Consider the following 21,321-nt stretch of genomic DNA (forward strand, 5'->3'; position numbering starts at 1 on the left):
TCGCCCGAACCGCCCGCCCCTTGAGCGGCCTGCCCCGCGCCCCCGCCGTGTACGTCGTCGTCGCTGCTCACGATGTGCTGCTGCTCCTGATCACGCTGTTGCTCGGATGCCGTGGAAATCCTACGGCGAGAGACCGCCCCACCCGGCTGTGCGAGGATCGGGGCTGTCTTTCGCCATGCCCGCATACGCCCACCCCGCGCATGCGGGCGGCGTACACGGAGAACAACGTCGCACCCAAGAGGAGCGTGCCCATGAGCCCGAATCCGATCGCCGAGACCATCGCCGCACTGATGCCCCGCGCCAAGCGGGAGCTGACCGAGCTGGTGGCCTTCCAGTCGGTGGCGGACTGGGCGCAGTTCCCCAAGAGCGAGAGCGAGGCCGCCGCCAACTGGGTGGCCGACGCCCTGCGCGTCGAGGGTTTCCAGGACGTGGCGCTGCTCGACACCCCTGACGGCACGCAGTCGGTGTACGGCTTCCTGCCCGGCCCCGAGGGCGCGCCGACCGTCCTGCTGTACGCGCACTACGACGTGCAGCCGCCGCTCGACGACGCCGCCTGGATATCCCCCGCGTTCGAGCTGACCGAGCGCGACGGCCGCTGGTACGGGCGCGGCGCCGCGGACTGCAAGGGCGGGTTCATCATGCACCTGCTGGCGCTGCGCGCGCTGAAGGCCAACGGCGGTGTGCCGGTGAGCGTGAAGATGATCGTCGAGGGCTCGGAGGAGCAGGGCACGGGCGGCCTCCAGCAGTACGCGGAGGCGAACCCGGAGCTGCTGACCGCCGACACGATCCTGATCGGCGACGCGGGCAACTTCCGGCTCGGCCTGCCGACGGTGACGGCCACGCTGCGCGGGATGACGCTGGTCAAGGTCAAGATCGACACGCTGGGCGGCAACCTGCACTCCGGCATGTTCGGCGGCGTCGCCCCGGACGCGCTGGCGGCCCTGATCCAGCTGCTGGCCTCGCTGCGCGCGGCCGACGGCTCGACCACGGTCGACGGCCTGGACTCGGACGCGGTGTGGGAGGGCCTGCAGTACCCGGAGGCGGACTTCCGCTCCGACGCGAAGGTGCTGGACGGCGTCGAACTGATCGGCGAGGGGACCATCGCGGACCGGCTGTGGGCGCGTCCGGCCGTCACGGTCCTGGGCATCGACTGCCCGCCGGTGGTCGGCGCCACCCCGTCGGTGCACGCGAGCGCCGGCGCGCTGATCAGCCTGCGGGTGCCGCCGGGTGTGGACACCGGGGACGCCATCAAGCGGCTGGAGGCGCACCTGGTGGCGCACACGCCGTGGCAGGCGCGTCTTGAGGTCGAGGTCGTGGGGCAGGGCCAGCCGTTCCAGGCGGACACGAACAGCCCGGCGTACGCGTCGATGGCCGCGGCCATGCGGGTGGCGTACCCGGGCCAGGAGATGCAGATCGCCGGCATGGGCGGATCGATCCCGCTGTGCAACACGCTGACGTCGCTGTACCCGCGGGCGGAGATACTGCTGATCGGTCTGAGCGAGCCGGAGGCGCAGATCCACGCGGTGAACGAGAGCGTGTCCCCGGAGGAACTGGAGCGGCTGTCGGTCGCCGAGGCCCACTTCCTGCTGAACTACGCGGAGTCCAAGCGCGTCTGACGCCGCGTCACACCGGGGATCGCGGCGCGGTCCGTGAGGCCGGGCTGCGGCTGGGCTGCGCTGGAAGCGAACTCCGCTCCCCGTGAAACGAGCACGGGGAGCGGAGTCGTCGCGCGTACGTTCGGGCCATGGATCTTGTAGAGGTAGTCTCCGACCGGCTGTACATGCTCCGCTTCCCCATCGGCCAGGCGTACCTGTGGCGCGACGGCGAGGCCCTGACCCTGATCGACGCCGGCCATGCCGGTGCGGCGGACGCGATCGAGGGTGCGATCCGCTCGCTCGGGCTGCGCCCGGAGGGGCTGGAGCGGATCGTCCTGACCCACTGCCACCGCGACCACGTGGGCGCGGCGGACGATCTCGCCGGCCGCTGGGGAGCGGAGGTGCTGGCGCACGGCCTGGACGCCCCGGTGATCCGGGGCGAGCGGGCGGTGCCCGAGCCCGTGCTGCTGGACTGGGAAGTACCGCTGTACGCACACGGCCTGACGGTCCCCGAGGCGCCGCCGACGCGGGTGGACCGTGAGGTGGAGGACGGGGAGGTACTGCCCTTCGGCGACGGGGCGGTCGTGGTCCACGCCCCGGGCCACACGCCGGGGAGCATCGGCGTCCATCTGCCGCGGCACGGCGTGCTGTTCACGGGCGACTGTGTGGCGGGTGTGGGTCAGGTGATGCTGGGCGTGTTCAACGTGGACCGGGCCCAAGCGCGGGCCTCGTTCCGCCGCCTGGCCGCGCTGTCGCCGTCGGTGGCCTGCTTCGGCCACGGCGACCCCCTGACCTCCAACACTCCTGCCACCCTCCAGGCGGCCTCCACCGCAACCCCGGGCGGCCCGTAGCCGCCGCAGGCTCCCACACCCGGCGGCGCCCGGGCCCATTGGCGCCCCGGCCCGTCAGCGCCCCGGCAGCGTCACCCGTTCAACCCTGCCGGCCACCTTCACCCCCGCCGACCATCTTCAGCGTCGCCGACCATCTTCAGCCCCGCCGGCGAGGCTGAAGATGGCGGACCCCCGGTCAAACGCCGGCCTACGGTCTCAACCGCCAGCGAGGCTGGATGTGGCCGGGCGGGCCGGAACTGGCGCCGGCGCTGCCGTCCCGGGCCTGCCGGTGGCCGCTGCGGGCATCCGGGCTCGGGACGGCCGGAGGACGGCGCCCGGCCCCACCACGGGTGCCTACGGCGGCGACCGGGAAGCCCGGGGGCACCTGCGCGGCAGCGCTACGGGGTCGGGTGGCCCGCCTCCAGGTACAGGGGGCGGCCGCGTTCGCGGGCGCGCAGGGCCCAGCGGAGGCGTTCGTAGCGCTGCGGCGGCAGCAGCTCCGCCGCCTCCGGCTCCGTGACGAACCGCCACTCCCGCAGCTCCGGCCCGGGAAGGCGGAGGCCCGCGATGTCGGGCTCCGCGAGCGCGCCCCCGTCGAACAGCAGGCGCAGGCCGCCGTACGCGGGGTGCCGCGGCGGCTCCCAGTCCACCACCAGCAGACCCGGCGCGCGGTCCAGCGTCAGGCCCAGTTCCTCCTCCACCTCCCGCATGCCCGCCCGCGCCGGCGCCTCGCCCGGTTCGACGATCCCACCCGGGAACTCCCAGCCCGGCTTGTACGTCGGATCAACCAGCAGCACCCGGTCCCGCTCGTCGAACAGCAGCACCCCCGCCGCCACGGTCTCCCGCGTGGGCTCCGGGGTCTGCACGATGTCGCAGACCCGCGCGGTGTCGGTCCGTACGGCCTCCACGATCCGCTCCGCCGTCTCCCGGACGCTCAGCACACCGTTGTCGATGACGTGCGCGTCGGCGGTGAGCCAGCCCAGCGCCTGCTGGTAGGCGGCGATGTGGTCGTACGCCCTCTGCCGCACCCGCAGGTCCACCGCCTCCGGCTCCCCCGGCTCCCCCGACTTCCCCGGCTCCTCGCGGGCCGCGATCCGCTCCCGAAGGATCGTTTCCGCTGGGGCCAGCAGCACATGCCGTACCGGAATCCGCCGCGCCGCGAGGCCGCCGAACATCTCGTCCCGGTACTCCTGCCGCAGCACCGTCATCGGTACCACCAGCACCCCGCCCAGCTCCGCCAGCATCGCCGCCGCCGTGTCCACGACGAGGCGCCGCCAGCTCGGCAGGTCCTGGTAGTCGCTGACCTCCGCGAGCCGTTTGCGCGGCAGCAGCACACGCAGCGCGTCGCCGATGAACTCCGGGTCGAACAGGGTGCTGTCCGGAAGGAGTCCGGCCAGTTCGCGGGCCGTGCTGGTCTTCCCGGCACCGAACGTGCCGTTGATCCAGACAATCACGTGTACCCCTCTCCCGATGGCTCGCCTCCGCAGCCCCCAGTGGCTTGCCCGCACCACCCTGCCACGGAAACCCGGTTATCAGCCGAGTGCTTATCCTCAAGGTCAGAGCGTCGACCGCCCCGTACCTCCGGAGGTTTCCGTACCGTGCCCCTCAGCCGCCGCCCGTCCGAGCCCCGCTACGGCAACCGGCCGACCATGAAGGACGTGGCGGCCCGCGCGGGCGTGGGTCTGAAGACGGTCTCGCGGGTGGTCAACGGCGAGCCCGGGGTCACCCCCGACACCGAGCGGCGGGTCCGGGAAGCCATCGACTCGCTCGGCTTCCGCCGCAACGACGGCGCCCGCGTGCTCCGCAAGGGCCGTACCGCCAGCGTGGGCCTGGTCCTGGAGGACCTCGCGGACCCCTTCTACGGACCGCTGAACCGGGCGGTGGAGGAGGCGGCCCGCGCGCACGGCGCCCTGCTCATCATCGGCTCCAGCGCCGAGGACCCGCACCGGGAGCGGGAGTTGGCGCTCGCGCTGTGCGCGCGCCGGGTGGACGGGCTGATCGTGATCCCGGCCGGGGACGACCACCGCTACCTGGAGCCGGAGATCCGGGCGGGTGTGGCCACGGTGTTCGTGGACCGCCCGGCCGGCCGGATCGACGCGGACGTGGTGCTCTCCGACAGCTACGGCGGCGCCCGGGACGGGGTGGCCCACCTGATCGCCGGCGGGCACCGCCGGATCGGCTTCATCGGGGACCACCCGCACATCCACACGGCGGCCGAGCGCCTGCGCGGCTACCGCTCGGCCATGGCGGACGCGGGCCTTCCGGTGGCTGAATCCTGGGTATCACCCGGATCCACCGACCCGGAACGCGTCAGCGCGGCGGCCCGCGCGATGCTGACCGGCCCGGACCCGGTCACGGCCCTCTTCGCGGGCAACAACCGCGTGACGGTGACGGTGGTACGGGTCCTGGCGGCGGTCCCCCGCCCCGTGGCCCTGGTCGGCTTCGACGACTTCGAGCTCGCCGACCTGCTGCGCCCGGGCGTGACGGTGGTCGCCCAGGACCCCGCGGCCCTGGGCCGGGTGGCCGCCGACCGCCTCTTCCGACGCCTCGCCGGCACCCCCCTCCCCCCGACCCGCACGGAACTCCCGACCCGGCTGATACCCCGCGGCTCGGGCGAGATCACCCCGGTCTGGTGACCGCACCGCAGCCCCGCCCGGTGTCGTCCGGGCGGGGCTGGGGTGGCGTACGGAAAAGGGCGTACGGAAAGGGGACGCGCCGGATCAGGCGGTCGCCGTCAGGGTCGCCGAGCGGCGCGGGATGGCGAAGGCGTCCAGCTCGGCGCGGGTCAGGCCGGTGAGGGCGGTGACCTCGTCGGCGCCGACCGCGCCGCAGTCCAGGCCGCGGACCAGGTAGCCGGCCAGCGCCTTCGCGGTGGCGGGCTCGTCCATCACGTCGCCCTCGATCTTCGCCACGTACGCCTTCAGGCGGGCAGCCGCCGTCTCCAGACCCTCGCGGTAGAAGGTGAAGACCGCCGCGTAGCGGGTCGGGAGGTGCGCCGGGTGCATGTCCCAGCCCTGGTAGTAGGCGCGGGCCAGCGCACGGCGGGTGAGGCCGTAGTGCAGCTTCCAGGCCTCGTGGACGTGCTCGGTGGTGCCGATCGGCAGGACGTTGGTCGAGCCGTCGGAGACGCGTACGCCGGTGCCGGCGGCCGCGACCTGCATGATCGCCTTGGCGTGGTCGGCCGCGGGGTGGTCGCTCGACTGGTACGCGGCGGAGACGCCGACGCAGGCGCTGTAGTCGAACGTGCCGTAGTGCAGGCCGGTGGCGCGGCCCTTGGACGCCTCGATCATCCGGGCGACGGTGGCGGTGCCGTCGGAGGCGACGATGGACTGGCTGGTCTCGATCTGGATCTCGAAGCCGATCCGTCCCGGGCGCAGGCCGCGGGTGGTCTCGAAGGCCTCCAGCAGCTTGACGAACGCGCTGACCTGCTCGGCGTAGGTCACCTTCGGGAGGGTGAGGACCAGGCCGTCGGGAAGGCCGCCGTGCTCCAGCAGGCCGGAGAGGAAGATGTCGGTGGTGCGGATGCCGCGGTCGCGGACGTTGGACTCCATGCACTTCATGCGGATGCCCATGTACGGGGCGTTCGTGCCGTTGGAGAAGGCCTCCGACACGAGGCGGGCGGCGCGGGCCGCGGCCTGGTCCTCCTCCTCGTCGGAGCGGACGCCGAAGCCGTCCTCGAAGTCGACGCGGAGGTCCTCGATCGGCTCGCGCAGGAGCTTGGCGCGGACGCGGTCGTAGACCGGGACGGCCAGTTCGTCGCTGATGCCGAGGACCTTGGCGAAGGTGGCGGCGTCCGGGGCGTGCTCGTCGAGGGCCGCGAGGGCCTGGTCGCCCCAGGAGCGGATGGTGTCGGCGGCGAAGACGTCACCGGGGACGTAGACCGTGTGGATGGGCTGACGGGTGCCGGGGTCGCCGGGGTAGTGGCGCGCGAGTTCCGCGTCCACCGGCGCGAGGGAGGCGCTGATGCCCTCGCTGACCGCGCCTGCGAGGCTCGTCGCCACCTTCTCCTGCTGACCCATCGTGCACTCTCCTCTTTTCCGCTTCACGGAAGCTTAGATCCGCATAGCAGAATTTAGTCACGGGCCATTCACTAGTCAATGGTTGCAGGAAACGGCTCGGGGCCGCGTGGTGAGTGTCACCACGCGGCCCCGAGTCACAGCATCGACGCAGGTCAGGCGATTAGCCCTTGCGCGCCTTGATCTCCTCGGTCAGCTGCGGGACGACCGCGAAGAGGTCGCCGACCACGCCGTAGTCGACCAGGTCGAAGATCGGGGCCTCGGCGTCCTTGTTGATGGCCACGATGGTCTTCGAGGTCTGCATGCCGGCCCGGTGCTGGATCGCGCCCGAGATGCCGGAGGCGATGTACAGCTGCGGGGAGACCGACTTGCCGGTCTGGCCGACCTGGTTGGAGTGCGGGTACCAGCCGGCGTCCACGGCGGCGCGCGAGGCGCCGACGGCGGCACCGAGGGAGTCCGCGAGCTCCTCGATGATGTGGAAGTTCTCGGCACCGTTGACGCCGCGGCCGCCGGAGACCACGATCGCGGCCTCGGTCAGCTCGGGGCGGCCGGTCGACTGGCGCGGGGTGCGGGAGACGACCTTGGTACCGGTGGCCAGGGCGCCGAAGGTGACGGCGAGCGCCTCGACGGCGCCGGCGGCCGGGGCGGCCTCGACCGGAGCCGAGTTCGGCTTGACGGTGATGACCGGGGTGCCCTTGGAGACACGGGACTTGGTGGTGAAGGAAGCGGCGAACGCGGCCTGCGTCGCGACGGGACCCTCGTCACCCGCCTCCAGGTCCACGGCGTCCGTGATGATGCCGGAACCGATGCGGACCGCCAGACGCGCGGCGATCTCCTTGCCCTCGGCGGAGGACGGGACGAGCACGGCGGCCAGGGAACCTGCGGTGGACACAGCCTCGTACGCGGCCTGCAGCGCGTCCACCTTCGGTACGACGAGGTACTCGGTGAACTCGGGGGCGTCGGCCGTGAGGACCTTGACCGCACCGTGCTCGGCGAGCACGGCGGCGGTGGCCTCGGCACCGGCGCCCAGGGCGACGGCGACGGGCTCGCCGATGCGGCGGGCCAGCGTCAGCAGTTCGAGGGTGGGCTTGCGGACGGCGCCGTCCACGTGGTCGACGTAGACGAGAACTTCAGCCATGGGGATGCTCCTGCGAATGCGAAGTAGTCAGGGGGCGATCGAGTCGACGACCGAAGCTCTAGATGAACTTCTGGCCGGCAAGGAACTCGGCCAGCTGCTTGCCGCCCTCGCCCTCGTCCTTGACGATCGTGCCGGCGGTACGGGCCGGACGCTGCGCCGCGGAGTCGACCGCGGTCCAGGAGCCCTCGAGACCGACCTCGTCGGCCTCGATCTCCAGCTCCTCCAGGTCCCAGGACTCCACCGGCTTCTTCTTGGCGGCCATGATGCCCTTGAAGGACGGGTAGCGGGCCTCGCCCGACTGGTCCGTCACGGAGACGAGCGCGGGGAGGGAGGCCTCCAGCTGCTCGCTCGCGGTGTCGCCGTCGCGGCGGCCGGTGACGGTGCCGTCCTCGACCTTGACCTCGGACAGCAGGGTGACCTGCGGGACGCCCAGACGCTCGGCCAGGATCGCCGGGAGGACACCCATGGTGCCGTCGGTCGAGGCCATGCCGGTGATGACCAGGTCGTAGCCGGCCTTCTCGATCGCCTTGGCGAGCACCAGCGAGGTGGCCATGACGTCGGAGCCGTGCAGATCGTCGTCCTCGACGTGGATGGCCTTGTCGGCGCCCATCGACAGCGCCTTGCGCAGCGCGTCCTTGGCGTCCTCGGGGCCCACCGTCAGGACGGTGATCTCGGCGTCGTCCGCCTCGTCGGCGATCTGCAGCGCCTGCTCGACGGCGTACTCGTCGAGCTCCGACAGCAGGCCGTCGACGTCCTCGCGGTCGACAGTCAGGTCATCGGCGAAGTGCCGGTCGCCGGTGGCGTCGGGCACGTACTTCACACAGACAACGATCCTCAGGCTCACGCCGGCTCTCCTACCGCATCGTCTTTTTACTGATACCGCCTTATGCAGGCAGCATAGGCGCCTTCTCGGGCGGATCCCGGTCGGGGCGGCCCGCGCTCCGAAGGGAATGTTACTCGTCAGTACACCGTGGGTCTTCCCCGGTTGCAAGGCCGCTGAACTGTGATCTGTCCAACGCGCACCGAACCCGTCCCAGCAGGGACGATTCAGTCACGCAGAGCGTTGAAGCGTCCCTGGTGGTACAGCAGGGGACGGCCCTGGCCGGCCGGGTTTCCCTCGACGGCCTCCGCGATCACGACCCGGTGGGCTCCGGCGGGCACCACCGACGCCACCCGGCACACCAGCCACGCCAGCACGCCGTCCAACAGCGGGACCCCGTGCGGACCGGGGGCCCAGTCGGTGGCGGGGCCGAAGCGGTCGGCGCCGCTGCGCGCGAAGAGGCCGGCCAGCTCGCTCTGATGCTCGCCGAGTATGTGGACGCCGATGTGGCCGGAGTCGCGTAGCACGGGCCAGCTGGAGGAGCCGGTACCGATGGTGAAGGACAGCAGCGGCGGGTCCGCGGAGACCGAGTTCAGCGAGGTCGCGGTGAATCCCACCGGTCCGCCGCCGCCCGCGGCGGTGATCACCGCGACCCCGGCGGCGTGCTGCCGGAAGACGGAGCGCAGGAGGTCGGGCGAGCCGGGCAGACCCAGGCGGTCGCGGTCACGGTCGCGGTCGTCGTCACGGTCGCCCTCGTGACGTGCGGTCGAGGCGGTCAGGGCAGTGGTGGCCGTCGGGGCCGTCATGAGGGGTCTTCCTTCTGCCGCGGGAACCACGGGCACAGTCGGGGAGCGGAGGTTGGGCGTTCAGCGATACCAACAGCGCGCGCTCGCATGCCGGACGAGGTCCACATGGATGCGCCCGTAGAGCAGGAGTTCATACCTCATACGGCCAGCCTGTCGATCTCCCGTGTACACAGTCAAGCGGCTGCGGGCAGATGTCAGGCGCGTCACGCTGCGTGCGGGCGCGCGTACCGGCGCACCCGGACCCTTCCCGTCCTACGTCGTCTCGTGCGCCGGGGTGCCCCCCGCGCCGACCGCCGCACCCAGGGCGGCGATCACATCCGCCTTGCGCGGCATCCCGACACCCCGCCGGACGATCCGCCCCGCGCCGTCGAGCACGAACACGGTGGGCGTCTTCTCGACGCCGAGGGACCGCACCAGATCCAGGTTCCGCTCGGCGTCGATCTCGATGTGCGCGACGCCGTCGACCATGTCGGCGACCTCGGCCAGGATCCGCCGGGTGGCCCGGCAGGGCTGGCAGAAGGCGCTGGAGAACTGGACCAGGCTGGCCCTCTCCCCCGGCTCGGCGCCCAGCTCGGCGCTGCCGAGCGGTGCCCTTCGCCGGCCTTCCCGACCGCTTTCCCGACCGCTTTGGCGCCCGCCTTCGTGCCCGCGCACGCGCGCTCCCGTTCTCGTTTCCGCACTCATCGCCGCACCCCGCCCGCCTGATGATCCGTACCCTGTTCCGAGCGCCCCGGGCGGGCGCCACATTCCCGGCGTGACGAGAATCTCGCCGGGCACAGCCGTCTGGACTGGCCAGCAGGCCACATTTGGGGCACGATCCCCATGGTCGCGTACCTACGCTTCCGTAACTTCCGGCCGGGAGCACTTCCCCAGGCAGAAAGCGGGGGTCTCCCCTCCATGGCTGAGCTCGTCTACCCTCCGGTGATCGGCGCCGCGCACACGCTCTTCCGCGCGTTGGACATCCGCATCGACATGAAGGGCACCGAGAACATCCCCCGCGAGGGCGGAGCGGTCCTGGTGTCGAACCACATCGGCTACCTCGACTTCATCTTCGCCGGCCTGACGGCGCGGCCGCAGAAGCGGCTGGTCCGCTTCATGGCGAAGGAGTCGGTGTTCCGGCACAAGGTGTCCGGCCCGCTCATGCGCGCGATGAAGCACATCCCGGTTGACCGCAAGCAGGGTGAAGCCGCGTACCAGCACGCGCTGGACGCGCTGCGCGCCGGCGAGATCATCGGGGTGTTCCCGGAGGCGACGATCTCGCAGTCCTTCACGCTCAAGAGCTTCAAGTCGGGTGCGGCGCGGATGGCGCAGGACGCGGGGGTCCCGCTGATCCCGGTGGCGCTGTGGGGCACGCAGCGGCTGTGGACCAAGGGCCGTCCGAAGAACCTCAAGCGCAGCCACATCCCGGTGACGATGCGCGTGGGCGAGCCGCTGGAGGCGCCCGCCGACCAGTACGCCGGTGCCATCACGCGCCGGCTGCGCGAGCGGGTGCAGGAGCTGCTGGAGGCCGCGCAGCGCGCGTACCCGGCCAAGCCCTCGGGCCCCGAGGACTCCTGGTGGCTGCCGGCCCACCTGGGCGGCACCGCCCCGACGGCGGCCGAGGTCAAAGAGGCTGGCTGACCCGGTCACGCGCGGGGCTTCGCCCGGACGTGCATGCGCTCCCCCTGCCTCCCGAAGAGGCTGAGGATCTCGACGGGTTGCCCGTCCGCGCTGGTGAACCAGTGGGGCAGCCGGGTGTCGAACTCGGCGGCTTCACCGGGGCCGAGGACCAGGTCGTGCTCGGCGAGGACGAGCCGCAGGCGGCCGTTCAGCACGTACAGCCACTCGTAGCCCTCGTGCGTACGGTGCGCCGGCTCGGCACCCCGGTCGGTGATGATCATCTTGTACGCCTGAAGGGGGCCGGGAGCCCGGGTCAGCGGGACGAACGTACCGCCGTTCGCCAGGGTGCCGGGGGTCAGCCGCACCCGGGGGTCCCCCACTTCGGGGGCGCCGACCAGGTCGTCCAGGGGTACCTGGTACACCCCCGTGAGCGGCAGCAGTAGTTCCAGGCTCGGGCGGCGCTGTCCGGACTCCAGCCTGGACAGGGTGCTCTTGGAGATGCCGGTCTCCTCGGAGAGCGCGGCCAGGGTGAGTCCGCGCTGGGCACGCAGTCGCCTGAGCCGGGGGGCGACCTCGTCGAGGACCGCTTGGTACGTCTGGGCCGATCGCGGGCTGTCCATACCGGCATTTCACTCGGCCGTCCCGGAATCGGCAACAGAAGTTGCCGCGTTCGCCCGGCGGATGCAGGCTCCCCGGCATGAACCCACACGACGATTCCGGACACGCACCCGAGCATGGACATGAACATGAACATGAACATCGGCACGGACACGGACATGGACACGGCCCCGGAGACCACACCACCGACATCGACTGGGAGGTCATGGCCGCCCAGCTGGAGAGCGGCGGCGAACTCCAGCTCCCGGCCCTCCACCGGACCGCGGCCCGCCTGAGGGAGCTGCTCGGCCCGGAACGGGACGTCCGGCGCATCCTCGACATCGGCAGCGGGCCGGGCGTGATGACCTGCGTCTTCGCCGAGGCCTTCGCGGACGCCGAGGTCGTGGCCGTGGACGGCACGCCCGGGTTGCTGGACCGCGCCCTGGCCCGCGCCGAGCGGCTCGGCCTCGCCGGCCGGGTGGCCGTCCGGCACGTGCGGCTGCCCGAGGGCCTGGACGCCGGTGGCGAACACGGGGCCGGAGGGCTCGGCACGGCGGACCTGGTCTGGAGCAGCAGGGCCGTGCACCACCTCGGCGATCAGCAGGGCGCGTTGGACGCGCTCGCGGGTGTGCTGAGGCCCGGCGGGCTGCTCGCCGTGGCGGAGGGCGGCCTGCCGATGCGTTTCCTCCCCCGCGACATCGGTATCGGCAGGCCGGGCCTCCAGGCCAGGCTCGACGCCGCCCAGGAGCACTGGTTCGAGATCATGCGGGCGGAACTGCCGGGCGCTACCGCCGTGGTCGAGGACTGGCCCGCGATGCTGAAGCGCGCCGGGCTCACCCGTGTCGGCGCCTTCACTTCCCTCCTGGACCTGCCGGCACCGCTCGGCGAGCAGGGCCGGGCCTTCCTGCACGGCCATCTGACCCGGCTGCGGGAAACGCTGCGGGAAACGATGAGCGAGTCCCTGGACGAGGACGACCTCACGACGCTCGGCGTACTCCTCGATCCCGAGGCGCCGGAGGGCATCCTGCGACGGCCCGACGCCTTCCTCCTCTCCGCCACCACGGTCTTCACGGGATTCACCGGAGAACGGAGCTCACGGTGAAGCCGATCGGCGCACACCAGGACCAGGCGGCCGCGAGCGGGGGAATCCGGACACCCGCGCTGCGGTGTGCGCTCGCCGGTCTTTCCCTGTCCATGGTGCTGTCCTCGCTCGGCACCAGCATCGCCCATGTCGGCCTGCCGACGTTGGCGGAGGCGTTCGGCACCTCTTTTCAGGCGGTCCAGTGGGTCGTCCTCGCCTACCTCCTCGCCGTCACCACGCTGATCGTCAGCGTCGGACGGCTCGGTGACCTCATCGGCCGCCGCCGGCTGCTCCTGGCGGGAATCTCCCTGTTCACGGTCGCCTCGGTCCTGTGCGGTCTCGCGCCGACGCTCTGGCTGCTGATCGCCGCCCGGGCGGCGCAGGGTCTCGGAGCGGCCGTGATGATGGCCCTGACGATGGCGTTCGTCGGTGAGACGGTGCCGAAGGAGCAGACCGGCAGGGCCATGGGACTGCTGGGAACGATGTCCGCGATCGGCACCGCGCTGGGTCCTTCGCTGGGCGGCGCCCTGATCTCCGGGTTCGGCTGGCGGGCCCTCTTCCTCGTCAACGCGCCGCTGGGTGTCCTGACTCTGCTCCTCGCCCACCGCAACCTTCCCGTTGACCGGCGGGCGTCCACGGCCGACCGGGCCGGCTTCGACCGCGTGGGCACCCTGCTGCTCGCCCTGACGCTCGGGGCCTACGCCCTCGCCATGACGCTGGGGCACGGCCGCTTCGGTGCGCTCAACATCGCCCTGCTGGTGACCGCCGCCGCCGGTGTCGGCCTCTTCGTACGGGCCGAGGCGCGATCGGCGTCACCGTTGATCCGCTTGACGATGCTCCGTGATCCGGCGCTGAGTTCGAGCCTCGCCACGAGCACGCTCGTCTCGACGGTGATGATGGCGACGCTGGTGGTCGGGCCGTTCTACCTCTCGCGTGCGCTCGGGCTCGGTGAGGCTCTCGTCGGGCTCGTCCTGTCGGTCGGTCCGCTGGTCGTGGCGCTGACCGGGGTGCCGGCAGGTCGCCTGACGGACCGTTTCGGCGCACCCCGGACGACCGTCCTCGGGCTCATGGCGATAGCGGCCGGTTCGGCCGCGCTGTCCGTGACGGCGGCGAGCCCGTGCATCCCCGGCTACGTGGCTCCCATCGTCGTCATCACCGCCGGTTACGCGGTGTTCCAGACGGCCAACAACACCGGGGTGATGGCGGATGTCCGGCCGGACCGGCGGGGAGTCACTTCCGGCATGCTCAACCTGTCGCGCAACCTCGGGCTCATCACCGGCACCTCCGTCATGGGCGCCGTGTTCGCGCTCGCCTCGGAGACGACCGATGTCGCGACGGCGCCTTCGGAGGCCGTGGCCACCGGTATGCGGGTCACGTTCGCCGTCGCGGCGCTGCTGATCGTCGTCGCGCTCGCCGTCGTGGCGGGAAGCCGGACCCGCGGGCCCCGGGGGCGAGGAACCAGTCGCCCCGGCCGGGAGCCCGCACCGGTCGCCGGGATCACAGTGCCGTCGGCAGATTCCGCCACAGCCGCGGTCGGTCCGGGGACTCCCGGAGCGCCTTGAGGGCCGCCGGGTGCGGGGCGGCGTACAGCTCGGGGTAGTCGATCTCACCGAGCTCAGGCCGTACGGGGAAGGCGAGTTGCTCGCGGTCCAGGGTGAACTGGGCGTCCACTCCGGGCTTGTTGCCGCGCGGGTCCACCCGGGCCCACCGTTCGCCGCCGGGGAGCCGGAGGGCGACCAGACCGTGGACGGCGGGATGGGAGCCGTCGTCGTCGGTCAGGCGCTGGTAGCAGAGCGCCGCCGGGATGCCCCGGGAGCGCAGCAGGGCGACGAGGGCGTGCGACTTGGCGTAGCAGATGCCGTTGCGCGTGGCCAGGACGTCGGAGGCGCGCCAGGACACCCGCGTGTCCCCCGAGTCGGCGGAGTGCGGGACGGTGTCGCGGACGTACTCGAAGGCGACGCGGGCGTAGGCGTACGGGTCGGCGCCGGTGGCGGCCCACAGGGCGTCGGCGGTCTCGCGTACGAGGGGGTGGTCGTGGTCGACCGCTTCATCGGCCGCCAGATAGGCGGCAAGGTCAGGTTGCTCCTGGATCAATTCCACGATCCAGGAGCATACCTATGCAATCAAACGCATGACTATCGAATTATTGAGTCAGCGGCTGAGTCAGCGGGACAGCTCTTCCTTCAGGGCCTGGAGGAAGCCGTCCACGTCCTCTTCGCTGGTGTCGTAGCTGCACATCCAGCGGACGTCACCGGCCATCTCGTCCCAGAAGTAGAAGCGGTAACGCTGCTGCAGCCGCCGCGACACCTCGTGCGGAAGCCGCGCGAACACCGCGTTCGCCTGCACCGGGTAGAGGATCTCCACGCCGTCGGTCTCGCGCACACCCGCGGCCAGCCGCTGCGCCATCTCGTTCGCGTGCCGGGCGTTGCGCAGCCACAGGTCCTTGGCGAGCAGCGCCTCCAGCTGCACCGACACGAAGCGCATCTTCGACGCGAGCTGCATCGACATCTTGCGGATGTGCTTCATCTGCCGGACCGCGTCCGGGTTGAGCACCACCACGGCCTCGCCGAACATCATGCCGTTCTTGGTGCCGCCGTACGACAGCACGTCGACACCGGCCGTGTTCGTGAACGCGCGCATCGGCACGTCGAGCGAGGCCGCGGCGTTGGCTATCCGGGCACCGTCGAGGTGGACCTTCATGCCCTTGCCGTGCGCGTGCTCGACGATGGCCTTGACCTCGTCAACCGTGTACACGGTGCCGAGCTCGGTGTTCTGGGTGATCGAGACGACCTGCGGCATCGCCCGGTGCTCGTCCTCCCAGCCCCAGGCCTGCCGGTCGATGAGCTCAGGGGTGAGCTTGCCGTCCGGCGTGGGCACGGTGAGCAGCTTGAGGCCCGCCATCCGCTCGGGCGCGCCGCCCTCGTCGACGTTGATGTGCGCCGTCTCGGCACAGATCACCGCGCCCCAGCGGTCGGTGAGGGCCTGGAGGGCCGTCACGTTCGCACCGGTGCCGTTGAAGACCGGGTACACCTGCGCGTACGGACCGAAGTGACTGCGGAAGATCTTCTGCAGGTACTCGGTGTACTCGTCGTCGCCGTAGGAGACCTGATGGCCGCCGTTGGCCAGCGCGACGGCTTCCAGGATCTCCGGATGCACCCCCGCGTAGTTGTCGCTCGCGAAACCACGCACCGCCGGGTCGTGGTGGCGGTGCGCATCGGTTCTCACGGTTGCGGAGTGAGCCACAGACGCTGTCCGTTCACATCGGTGGCGGGCCGCTCCCAGACGCCGGCGATGGCCTCGGCCAGCTCCTTGACGTCGGTGAAGCCCGCGAACTTCGCATTGGGGCGCTCCGCTCGCATCGCGTCGTGCACCAGTGCCTTGATGACCAGGATCGCAGCCGCGGCACCCGGGCCCTCCTCGCCCCCCGCCTTGCGGAAGGAGTCGGCGAGCGCGAGCGTCCACGCCTCGGCGGCCGCCTTGCCGGCGTTGTACGCGGCGTTGTTGGCGACCGGCTTGTGCGCGCCGGACTGGCTGATCAGGACGTAGCGGCCGCGGTCGCTGCGCAGCAGGGCGTCGTGGAAGGCGAGCGACGTGTGCTGGACGGTGCGGATCAGGAGCTTCTCCAGGAAGGTCCAGTCCGCGAGGTCCGTGTCGGTGAAGGTGGTGCTGCCGCGCCAGCCGCCCACGAGGTGGACGAGCCCGTCGACGTGCCCGAACTCCTTCTCGGTCCGCTCGGCCCACGCCTTGGTGGCCTCCAGGTCGAGCAGGTCCACGGTGTCACCGATGACACTGGCACCGCCGTGGGCGTAGCGGGCCGCGTCCACGGCCTCGGCCAGACGCGTCGGGTCGGCGTCGGCGGCCACCACGGTGGCACCCGCCTCCGCGAGGCGGAGCAGGGCGGCGTGGCCGGCCGGCCCACCGGCCCCGGCTACCGCCACCACCGCGCCCTGAAGCTTCCCGTTGCCGTTTCCCGAGCCGTTCATCTGTGCAGCCTCCTGTGGGCGAGAGCTCACGCGGCGGCTCGCTCTGCCTGGTCGGTCGTCTGGACGTGTTCCGCGTTCACAGCAGTGATGCCCTTCGTGGAGGCGATCACGCCCTTGAGCTTCTTGGCGAGGGCCTCATAGAACATGCTCAGCGGAAACTCGTCCGGAAGCACGTCGTCCACGAGCTTCCGCGGCGGCTGCGTCAGGTCGAGGGCGTCGGGGCCCTTGGCCCATCGGGAGCCCGGGTGCGGGGCGAGGTAGGTGGAGACCAGCTCGTACGCCTTGAACCAGTGGACCAGCTTCGGGCGGTCGATGCCGGCCCGGTAGAGGTCCTCGATCTCCGCGCACAGCTGGTTCGTGACCTGCGGGGCGCGCATCCAGTCGATCTTCAGCGTGTTGTCCGTCCAGCGCACGACGTCGTGCTTGTGGAGGTACGCGAAGAGCAGCTGGCCGCCGAGGCCGTCGTAGTTCCGGTTGCGGTCGCCGGACACCGGGAAGCGGAACATCCGGTCGAAGAGGACCGCGTACTGCACGTCACGGCCGTGCTCGTTGCCCTCGGACTCCAGCTTCACGGCCTCCTTGAAGGCGGTGAGGTCACAGCGCAGCTCCTCCAGGCCGTACATCCAGAACGGCTGGCGCTGCTTGATCATGAAGGGGTCGAACGGCAGGTCGCCGTGGCTGTGGGTGCGGTCGTGGACCATGTCCCACAGGACGAAGGCCTTCTCGCAGCGCTCCTGGTCCTCGACCATCTTGGCGATGTCCTCGGGCAGCTCGATGCCCAGGATGTCGACGGCGGCCGCGGTGACCTTGCGGTAGCGGGCGGCCTCGCGGTCGCAGAAGATGCCGCCCCAGGTGAAGCGCTCGGGGGCCTCACGGACGGCGATGGTCTCCGGGAAGAGCACGGCGGAGTGGGTGTCGTAGCCCGGGGTGAAGTCCTCGAAGGTGATGCCGAGGAAGAGCGGGTTGTCGTACCGGGTCCGCTCCAGCTCGGAGAGCCACTCGGGCCACACCATCTTCAGCACGACGGCCTCAAGGTTGCGGTCCGGGTTGCCGTTCTGCGTGTACATCGGGAAGACCACGAGGTGCTGGAGCCCGTCGGCGCGCTCGGCGGCCGGGTGGAAGGCCAGCAGGGAGTCGAGGAAGTCCGGCACGCGGAAGCCGTCCGCGGCCCATTTGCGCAGGTCGGCGACGAGGGCCGCGTGGTAGGCGGTCGCGTGCGGCAGCAGCGGGGAGAGCCTCTCGACGGCGCCGATGGCCCGCTCCACGGCGGCCTCGACCTCGGCACGGGCGGGAGCGCCCGCCGCCTCGAAGTCGATCGACCCGTCCTTGGCCTGCCAGGGGCGGATCTCCTCCACGGCGGCCTTGAGCTCGGGCCACGCCGGGTGGTCGACCACCCGCGCACCGGCGGTTATCACGGCACCGCTGGAACCCGGCACAAGAGTTTCCGTCATGTCACTTCCTCCACAGGAGAACCTCACGTTAAGACAGCGTATGCATGTGAGGCTCTCCTACTCAAGAGGAAACTCGGGAAATTATCCTGTGGCACCCCCCACTCCGCCGAAAGTCTTCCCGTCGTTTGCCATGGAATGGATGACTCCGCCCAGTCGACGTCAAGTCGGTGGGGACGCGCCCACGGACGGGCGACGCGGTGCGGACGCGGCTCCGGGTCCGCCCCCGGGAAGCCCTGGCGGGAAAGGGCCGTACGCCCTTCCGGGTCGCTGCACGGGCGGTCTCATCGCATCCGCGGCGCACTAGCATGCGTCCTCACCGCGCGCGGCCGGTCGGGACACCGCGACCGCGCGGGGAGCCGCCGTCGACGGAAGCGAGAGAACCTTGACTTTCCTCACCATCGGTCACCGCGGGGTCATGGGTGTCGAACCGGAGAACACCCTCCGGTCGTTCGTCCGCGCGGAACGCTCCGGCATGGACGTCATCGCGCTGGATCTGCAGCTCAGCAAGGACGGCGCCCTCGTCGTCCTGCACGACCCCGAGGTGGACCGGACCACCGACGGCGTGGGCGCCGTCGCCGATCTGACCCTGGCCGAGCTGCGCGAGCTGGACGCCGGGCTCGGCGAGCACGTGCCGGTCTTCGAGGAGGCCCTGGACGCCGTCCGGGCCCCGCTCCAGGTGTCGGTCCGGGATCAGGCCGCCGCCTCCGTGCTCGCGGAGCTGCTGCTGCGCCGCGATCTGACCACGCGGGTGGAGGTGGCCTCCGTCCACGAGGCGGTGCTCGCCGAGACGGCCCGCCTGGTGCCGGGCGTACGGACCGCCCTGTACGTGGACCAGAGCGGCGGCGACGCGTCGGAGGTCGTGGACCGGGCACGGTCCGCGCGTGCCGAAACGGTCGCCCTGAACATCCGGCGGCTCACGCTGGAGACCGTGGAGGCGGCGCACGCGGCCGGGCTGCGGGTGACCGGCTGGACGGTGAACACCCTGGAGCAGCTGCGGCTGGCTCGGGCGCTCGAACTGGACGGTGCGGCCACCGACTTCCCGGAGATCCGCCGCACGGGCCGCTTCACGGCCTGAGGCAAACGGACGAGCGGTTAGAGCGGCTTGACCAGCAGCTCGAAGGCCAGGTCCGCGCGGAGCGGGATGCCGAAGCGCTGGTCGCCGTACGGGAAGGGGCTCAGCTCGCCGGTGCGCCGGTAGCCGCGGCGCACGTAGTAGGCGATGAGCTCCTCCCGTACGTTCACCACCGTCATCCGCATCTCCTTGGCGTTCCACGTCGCGCGGACGCGTCGCTCGGCCTCGGCCAGGATCTCCTTGCCGAGGCCGCCGCCCTGGAGGCCCGGGCGGACCGCGAACATGCCGAAGTAGGCGTGGTCCCCGCGGTGTTCGAGCTGGCAGCACGCGACGAGTTCGCCCGCGCGCTCGACGACGAGCAGGACGCCGTCCGGGTTGCCGATGACCGCGCGGACCCCGTCCGCGTCGGTGCGCTGCCCGTCCAGGTAGTCCGCCTCCGTGGTCCACCCGGCTCGGCTGGCGTCGCCCCGGTACGCCGATTCCACGAGCGTGACCAGCTCCGGCACATCCGCGTCCACGGCACTGCGGAAGCTCAGGGCGGTGGTGTTGGCGGTCGACATCGGGGCTCCGTTCTACGCGGTGGCGTATGAGTGGCATATGACATGCCCGGTACGGCACGGAGAGCCTAACCCGGGTCGGCGTGCGGGCCCTCGCGCAGGGGCATCTCTTCCGGTGACGCCGACGCACCGAAAGGTTCCGCCGTGCACGGACCCGCGATGTCCCTGTCCGCCTCCGTCTCCTCCTGGCTGCTCGTACTGCTGTGCGCGGTCAGCGGGGCGTACTGCCTCGGGCGGGTGCGCAGATCGGGGGGCGCGGCCGGCGGGGAGGCCCTGATGGGGTTCGGCATGGCCGTGATGGCGGCCCCGCTCGGGATCGGCGACGGCTGGCGGGCGCCCGTGCTCGGGGCGGTCTTCTGCGGTGCCGCCCTGCACGCCGTGTGGCTGCTGCGGGACGGGGCGCACCACGCGCACCATGTGGTGGGGTCGCTGGCGATGGTCTACATGGCCCTCGGCTCCGGCTCCGGCTCCGGGCACGAGGGGCACGGCGGACACGGAGCCGGGCTGCCGCTCGTCACCGGCACGCTCCTCGTCTACTACGCCGGATACGTGCTGCTGGGCGGGGCCCGGCTGGCAACGGCGGGCGGCCGGGACGGACAAGGTGTCCACGGCGACCCCGCGGAGGTGATCCGGGCCTGCCGACTGGCCATGGGGACGGGCATGTTGGCGATGCTGCTGACGATGTGAAGCCGCGAAGCCGTAAGGCCGTTGGCGACCCGCCCCGGCAAACGTGTGCTGCGTCACCAAACACCCCGGGCGATACCCCCGGGTAGTCCCCCGCTCATAGGCTGGCGGACATGATGGTCCCCGCCGTTCTCCTGATGCTCGGCGCACTGACCGCGGTGCTCGCCCCCCGCCTGCTGGCCCGGGCCGAGTGGCCCGAGCGTGAACCCGTGGTCGCGCTGTGGGCATGGCAGTGCGTGGTGGGCGCGGTGCTCCTGTGCTTCGCGCTGTCGATGCTGCTGAGCGCCGCGGCGGCCTGGGTCGCGGTGCGGGGCCCGCTCTTCGCCGCCGCCCCGCACGGGGTGGTCCACGCCTACGGCCTGGGTGCGGAGGGCGGCGCCTGGGCCACGGTCACCGCGCTCGCACTGGCGGGCGGCGGCCTGTGGACCGGGGCCATGCTGACCCGCGAGGTGGTCCGGGCCCGGGCCCGACGGCGTGCCCAGGGGGCCGAACTGCTGGTCCGCGCCCCGCTGCTGCCCGGGGAGGATCCCCGGGGCGCGCGGCTCGTCGTACTGGAGGGGCCGCGGCCCGACGCGTGGTGGCAGCCCGGCGCGACACCGCAGCTGGTGGTCACCACAGCGGCGCTGGAGCGGCTCAAGGGCAGCCAGCTGGATGCCGTACTGGCGCACGAGCAGGGGCATGTGGCGGCGCGGCACGACTGGCTGCTGCACTGCTCGCGGGCGCTGGCCGGCGGGTTCCCGCAGGTGCCGGTGTTCGCGGCGTTCGAGGCGGAGATGCACCGGCTCGTCGAGCTGGCCGCCGACGACGTGGCCTCGCGCCGGTACGGCCGGCTGACCATCGCGCTGGCGCTGGTCGGACTCAACGAGGACCGGGGGGTCTTCGGGCCCTGCCCGACGCCGCAGGCGCATCTGCCGCAGCGGGTGCGCCGGCTGCTGTCGGCCGCGCCCCGGCTGTCCGCGGGACGTCGGCTGCGGCTGACGGCGCTGGCCACGCTGGTGCCGGCGATACCGCTGGCGGTGGCCTTCGTACCGGGTCTGAGCGCCCTGGCCTGAGGCCTGAGCGGTCTCGGGGAGACCGTCTGGAGACCGCTTG

The 21,321-nt window shown here is 71.8% G+C and carries 21 protein-coding genes; 9 read left to right on the forward strand and 12 right to left on the reverse strand.

Annotated features, from left to right (window positions below):
- Positions 1–251: 251 nt before the first annotated feature.
- Both MTF65_RS05795 and MTF65_RS05800 read left to right on the forward strand, forming a co-directional pair.
- Positions 252–1,616 carry a dipeptidase gene (locus MTF65_RS05795; RefSeq protein WP_243627094.1) on the forward strand — a complete coding sequence of 455 codons (1,365 nt, stop codon included), beginning with the start codon at positions 252–254 and terminating at the stop codon, positions 1,614–1,616.
- Positions 1,617–1,744: 128 nt separating this feature from the next.
- Positions 1,745–2,446: an MBL fold metallo-hydrolase gene (locus MTF65_RS05800; RefSeq protein WP_243627095.1), complete on the forward strand. Its 702-nt coding sequence runs from the start codon at positions 1,745–1,747 to the stop codon at positions 2,444–2,446.
- Positions 2,447–2,823: 377 nt separating this feature from the next.
- Here the strand turns inward: MTF65_RS05800 and MTF65_RS05805 are convergent, their stop codons facing one another.
- On the reverse strand, positions 2,824–3,879 hold the full coding sequence (locus MTF65_RS05805) for an NUDIX domain-containing protein (protein WP_243627096.1): 1,056 nt from the start codon (positions 3,877–3,879) through the stop codon (positions 2,824–2,826).
- Between the two features lie 195 nt (positions 3,880–4,074).
- On the opposite strand from MTF65_RS05805, the gene MTF65_RS05810 reads away from it, so the two are divergent.
- Positions 4,075–5,061, forward strand: a complete 987-nt coding sequence (locus MTF65_RS05810) for a LacI family DNA-binding transcriptional regulator (protein WP_243627341.1) — start codon at positions 4,075–4,077, stop codon at positions 5,059–5,061.
- Between the two features lie 84 nt (positions 5,062–5,145).
- On the opposite strand, the gene MTF65_RS05815 is transcribed toward MTF65_RS05810, so the two are convergent.
- The 5 genes from MTF65_RS05815 to MTF65_RS05835 form a co-directional block, all read right to left on the reverse strand.
- Positions 5,146–6,444, reverse strand: coding sequence for a DUF6986 family protein (locus tag MTF65_RS05815; protein ID WP_243627097.1), 1,299 nt, complete (start codon positions 6,442–6,444; stop codon positions 5,146–5,148).
- A 160-nt stretch (positions 6,445–6,604) separates the two neighbouring features.
- Complete coding sequence (locus MTF65_RS05820; RefSeq protein ID WP_243627098.1) at positions 6,605–7,579, reverse strand: electron transfer flavoprotein subunit alpha/FixB family protein; 975 nt, start codon at positions 7,577–7,579, stop codon at positions 6,605–6,607.
- Between the two features lie 58 nt (positions 7,580–7,637).
- A complete protein-coding gene (locus MTF65_RS05825; RefSeq protein WP_243627099.1) occupies positions 7,638–8,423 on the reverse strand; it encodes an electron transfer flavoprotein subunit beta/FixA family protein in 786 nt (261 codons plus the stop codon).
- A 203-nt stretch (positions 8,424–8,626) separates the two neighbouring features.
- Positions 8,627–9,205, reverse strand: coding sequence for a flavin reductase family protein (locus MTF65_RS05830; protein WP_243627100.1), 579 nt, complete (start codon positions 9,203–9,205; stop codon positions 8,627–8,629).
- 252 nt (positions 9,206–9,457) lie between these two features.
- The gene (locus tag MTF65_RS05835) at positions 9,458–9,889 is read right to left on the reverse strand and encodes a thioredoxin family protein (RefSeq protein WP_279398560.1); all 432 of its coding nucleotides are present in this window, start codon (positions 9,887–9,889) and stop codon (positions 9,458–9,460) included.
- A gap of 213 nt (positions 9,890–10,102) precedes the next feature.
- Here MTF65_RS05835 and MTF65_RS05840 point away from each other — a divergent pair, with 213 nt between their 5' ends.
- A complete protein-coding gene (locus tag MTF65_RS05840) occupies positions 10,103–10,825 on the forward strand; it encodes a 1-acyl-sn-glycerol-3-phosphate acyltransferase (RefSeq protein ID WP_243627102.1) in 723 nt (240 codons plus the stop codon).
- Positions 10,826–10,830: 5 nt separating this feature from the next.
- Here MTF65_RS05840 and MTF65_RS05845 read toward each other — a convergent pair whose 3' ends face one another.
- A complete protein-coding gene (locus MTF65_RS05845; RefSeq protein WP_243627103.1) occupies positions 10,831–11,424 on the reverse strand; it encodes a helix-turn-helix transcriptional regulator in 594 nt (197 codons plus the stop codon).
- Positions 11,425–11,501: 77 nt separating this feature from the next.
- Here MTF65_RS05845 and MTF65_RS05850 point away from each other — a divergent pair, with 77 nt between their 5' ends.
- Positions 11,502–12,503, forward strand: a complete 1,002-nt coding sequence (locus MTF65_RS05850; protein WP_243627104.1) for a class I SAM-dependent methyltransferase — start codon at positions 11,502–11,504, stop codon at positions 12,501–12,503.
- Positions 12,500–14,044: an MFS transporter gene (locus MTF65_RS05855; RefSeq protein ID WP_243627105.1), complete on the forward strand. Its 1,545-nt coding sequence runs from the start codon at positions 12,500–12,502 to the stop codon at positions 14,042–14,044. Before MTF65_RS05850 ends, MTF65_RS05855 begins: the two co-directional genes overlap by 4 nt.
- On the opposite strand, the gene MTF65_RS05860 is transcribed toward MTF65_RS05855, so the two are convergent.
- The 4 genes from MTF65_RS05860 to MTF65_RS05875 all read right to left on the reverse strand — a co-directional run bounded on the left by MTF65_RS05860 (position 13,980) and on the right by MTF65_RS05875 (position 17,916).
- Positions 13,980–14,582, reverse strand: a complete 603-nt coding sequence (locus tag MTF65_RS05860) for a transglutaminase family protein (RefSeq protein WP_243627106.1) — start codon at positions 14,580–14,582, stop codon at positions 13,980–13,982. The two genes, MTF65_RS05855 and MTF65_RS05860, sit on opposite strands and share 65 nt — an antisense overlap.
- A 63-nt stretch (positions 14,583–14,645) precedes the next feature.
- Positions 14,646–15,707: a low specificity L-threonine aldolase gene (locus tag MTF65_RS05865; protein WP_243627107.1), complete on the reverse strand. Its 1,062-nt coding sequence runs from the start codon at positions 15,705–15,707 to the stop codon at positions 14,646–14,648.
- The gene (locus MTF65_RS05870; protein ID WP_243627108.1) at positions 15,704–16,465 is read right to left on the reverse strand and encodes an SDR family NAD(P)-dependent oxidoreductase; all 762 of its coding nucleotides are present in this window, start codon (positions 16,463–16,465) and stop codon (positions 15,704–15,706) included. Before MTF65_RS05870 ends, MTF65_RS05865 begins: the two co-directional genes overlap by 4 nt.
- Positions 16,466–16,491: 26 nt before the next feature.
- Positions 16,492–17,916 (reverse strand): DUF6421 family protein, encoded by a 1,425-nt coding sequence (locus MTF65_RS05875; protein ID WP_243627109.1) that lies wholly within the window; start codon positions 17,914–17,916, stop codon positions 16,492–16,494.
- A gap of 382 nt (positions 17,917–18,298) precedes the next feature.
- On the opposite strand from MTF65_RS05875, the gene MTF65_RS05880 reads away from it, so the two are divergent.
- A complete protein-coding gene (locus MTF65_RS05880; protein WP_243627110.1) occupies positions 18,299–18,991 on the forward strand; it encodes a glycerophosphodiester phosphodiesterase family protein in 693 nt (230 codons plus the stop codon).
- 17 nt (positions 18,992–19,008) lie between these two features.
- Here MTF65_RS05880 and MTF65_RS05885 read toward each other — a convergent pair whose 3' ends face one another.
- On the reverse strand, positions 19,009–19,548 hold the full coding sequence (locus MTF65_RS05885; protein WP_243627111.1) for a GNAT family N-acetyltransferase: 540 nt from the start codon (positions 19,546–19,548) through the stop codon (positions 19,009–19,011).
- 141 nt (positions 19,549–19,689) lie between these two features.
- Between MTF65_RS05885 and MTF65_RS05890 the strand changes: the two genes are divergently transcribed.
- Positions 19,690–20,232 (forward strand): DUF5134 domain-containing protein, encoded by a 543-nt coding sequence (locus MTF65_RS05890; RefSeq protein WP_374207161.1) that lies wholly within the window; start codon positions 19,690–19,692, stop codon positions 20,230–20,232.
- Positions 20,233–20,342: 110 nt separating this feature from the next.
- Entirely contained in the window at positions 20,343–21,281 is a 939-nt protein-coding gene (locus tag MTF65_RS05895; protein ID WP_243627112.1) for a M56 family metallopeptidase, read from the forward strand.
- The last annotated feature ends 40 nt before the right edge of the window (positions 21,282–21,321 follow it).

This window comes from Streptomyces sp. APSN-46.1, from assembly GCF_022815725.1.
In the GTDB taxonomy this organism is placed as follows: Bacteria; Actinomycetota; Actinomycetes; order Streptomycetales; family Streptomycetaceae; genus Streptomyces.

Excerpts from the sequence above, each read along its gene's own strand:
- MTF65_RS05800 (WP_243627095.1), top strand. The coding sequence starts at position 1,745 with ATGGATCTTGTAGAGGTAGTCTCCGACCGGCTGTACATGCTCCGCTTC.
- MTF65_RS05795 (WP_243627094.1), top strand. The coding sequence starts at position 252 with ATGAGCCCGAATCCGATCGCCGAGACCATCGCCGCACTGATGCCCCGC.
- MTF65_RS05845 (WP_243627103.1), bottom strand. The coding sequence starts at position 11,424 with ATGGACAGCCCGCGATCGGCCCAGACGTACCAAGCGGTCCTCGACGAG.
- MTF65_RS05820 (WP_243627098.1), bottom strand. The coding sequence starts at position 7,579 with ATGGCTGAAGTTCTCGTCTACGTCGACCACGTGGACGGCGCCGTCCGC.
- MTF65_RS05835 (WP_279398560.1), bottom strand. The coding sequence starts at position 9,889 with ATGAGTGCGGAAACGAGAACGGGAGCGCGCGTGCGCGGGCACGAAGGC.
- MTF65_RS05870 (WP_243627108.1), bottom strand. The coding sequence starts at position 16,465 with ATGAACGGCTCGGGAAACGGCAACGGGAAGCTTCAGGGCGCGGTGGTG.
- MTF65_RS05840 (WP_243627102.1), top strand. The coding sequence starts at position 10,103 with ATGGCTGAGCTCGTCTACCCTCCGGTGATCGGCGCCGCGCACACGCTC.
- MTF65_RS05830 (WP_243627100.1), bottom strand. The coding sequence starts at position 9,205 with ATGACGGCCCCGACGGCCACCACTGCCCTGACCGCCTCGACCGCACGT.
- MTF65_RS05895 (WP_243627112.1), top strand. The coding sequence starts at position 20,343 with ATGATGGTCCCCGCCGTTCTCCTGATGCTCGGCGCACTGACCGCGGTG.
- MTF65_RS05875 (WP_243627109.1), bottom strand. The coding sequence starts at position 17,916 with ATGACGGAAACTCTTGTGCCGGGTTCCAGCGGTGCCGTGATAACCGCC.
- MTF65_RS05885 (WP_243627111.1), bottom strand. The coding sequence starts at position 19,548 with ATGTCGACCGCCAACACCACCGCCCTGAGCTTCCGCAGTGCCGTGGAC.
- MTF65_RS05815 (WP_243627097.1), bottom strand. The coding sequence starts at position 6,444 with ATGGGTCAGCAGGAGAAGGTGGCGACGAGCCTCGCAGGCGCGGTCAGC.
- MTF65_RS05850 (WP_243627104.1), top strand. The coding sequence starts at position 11,502 with ATGAACCCACACGACGATTCCGGACACGCACCCGAGCATGGACATGAA.
- MTF65_RS05810 (WP_243627341.1), top strand. The coding sequence starts at position 4,075 with ATGAAGGACGTGGCGGCCCGCGCGGGCGTGGGTCTGAAGACGGTCTCG.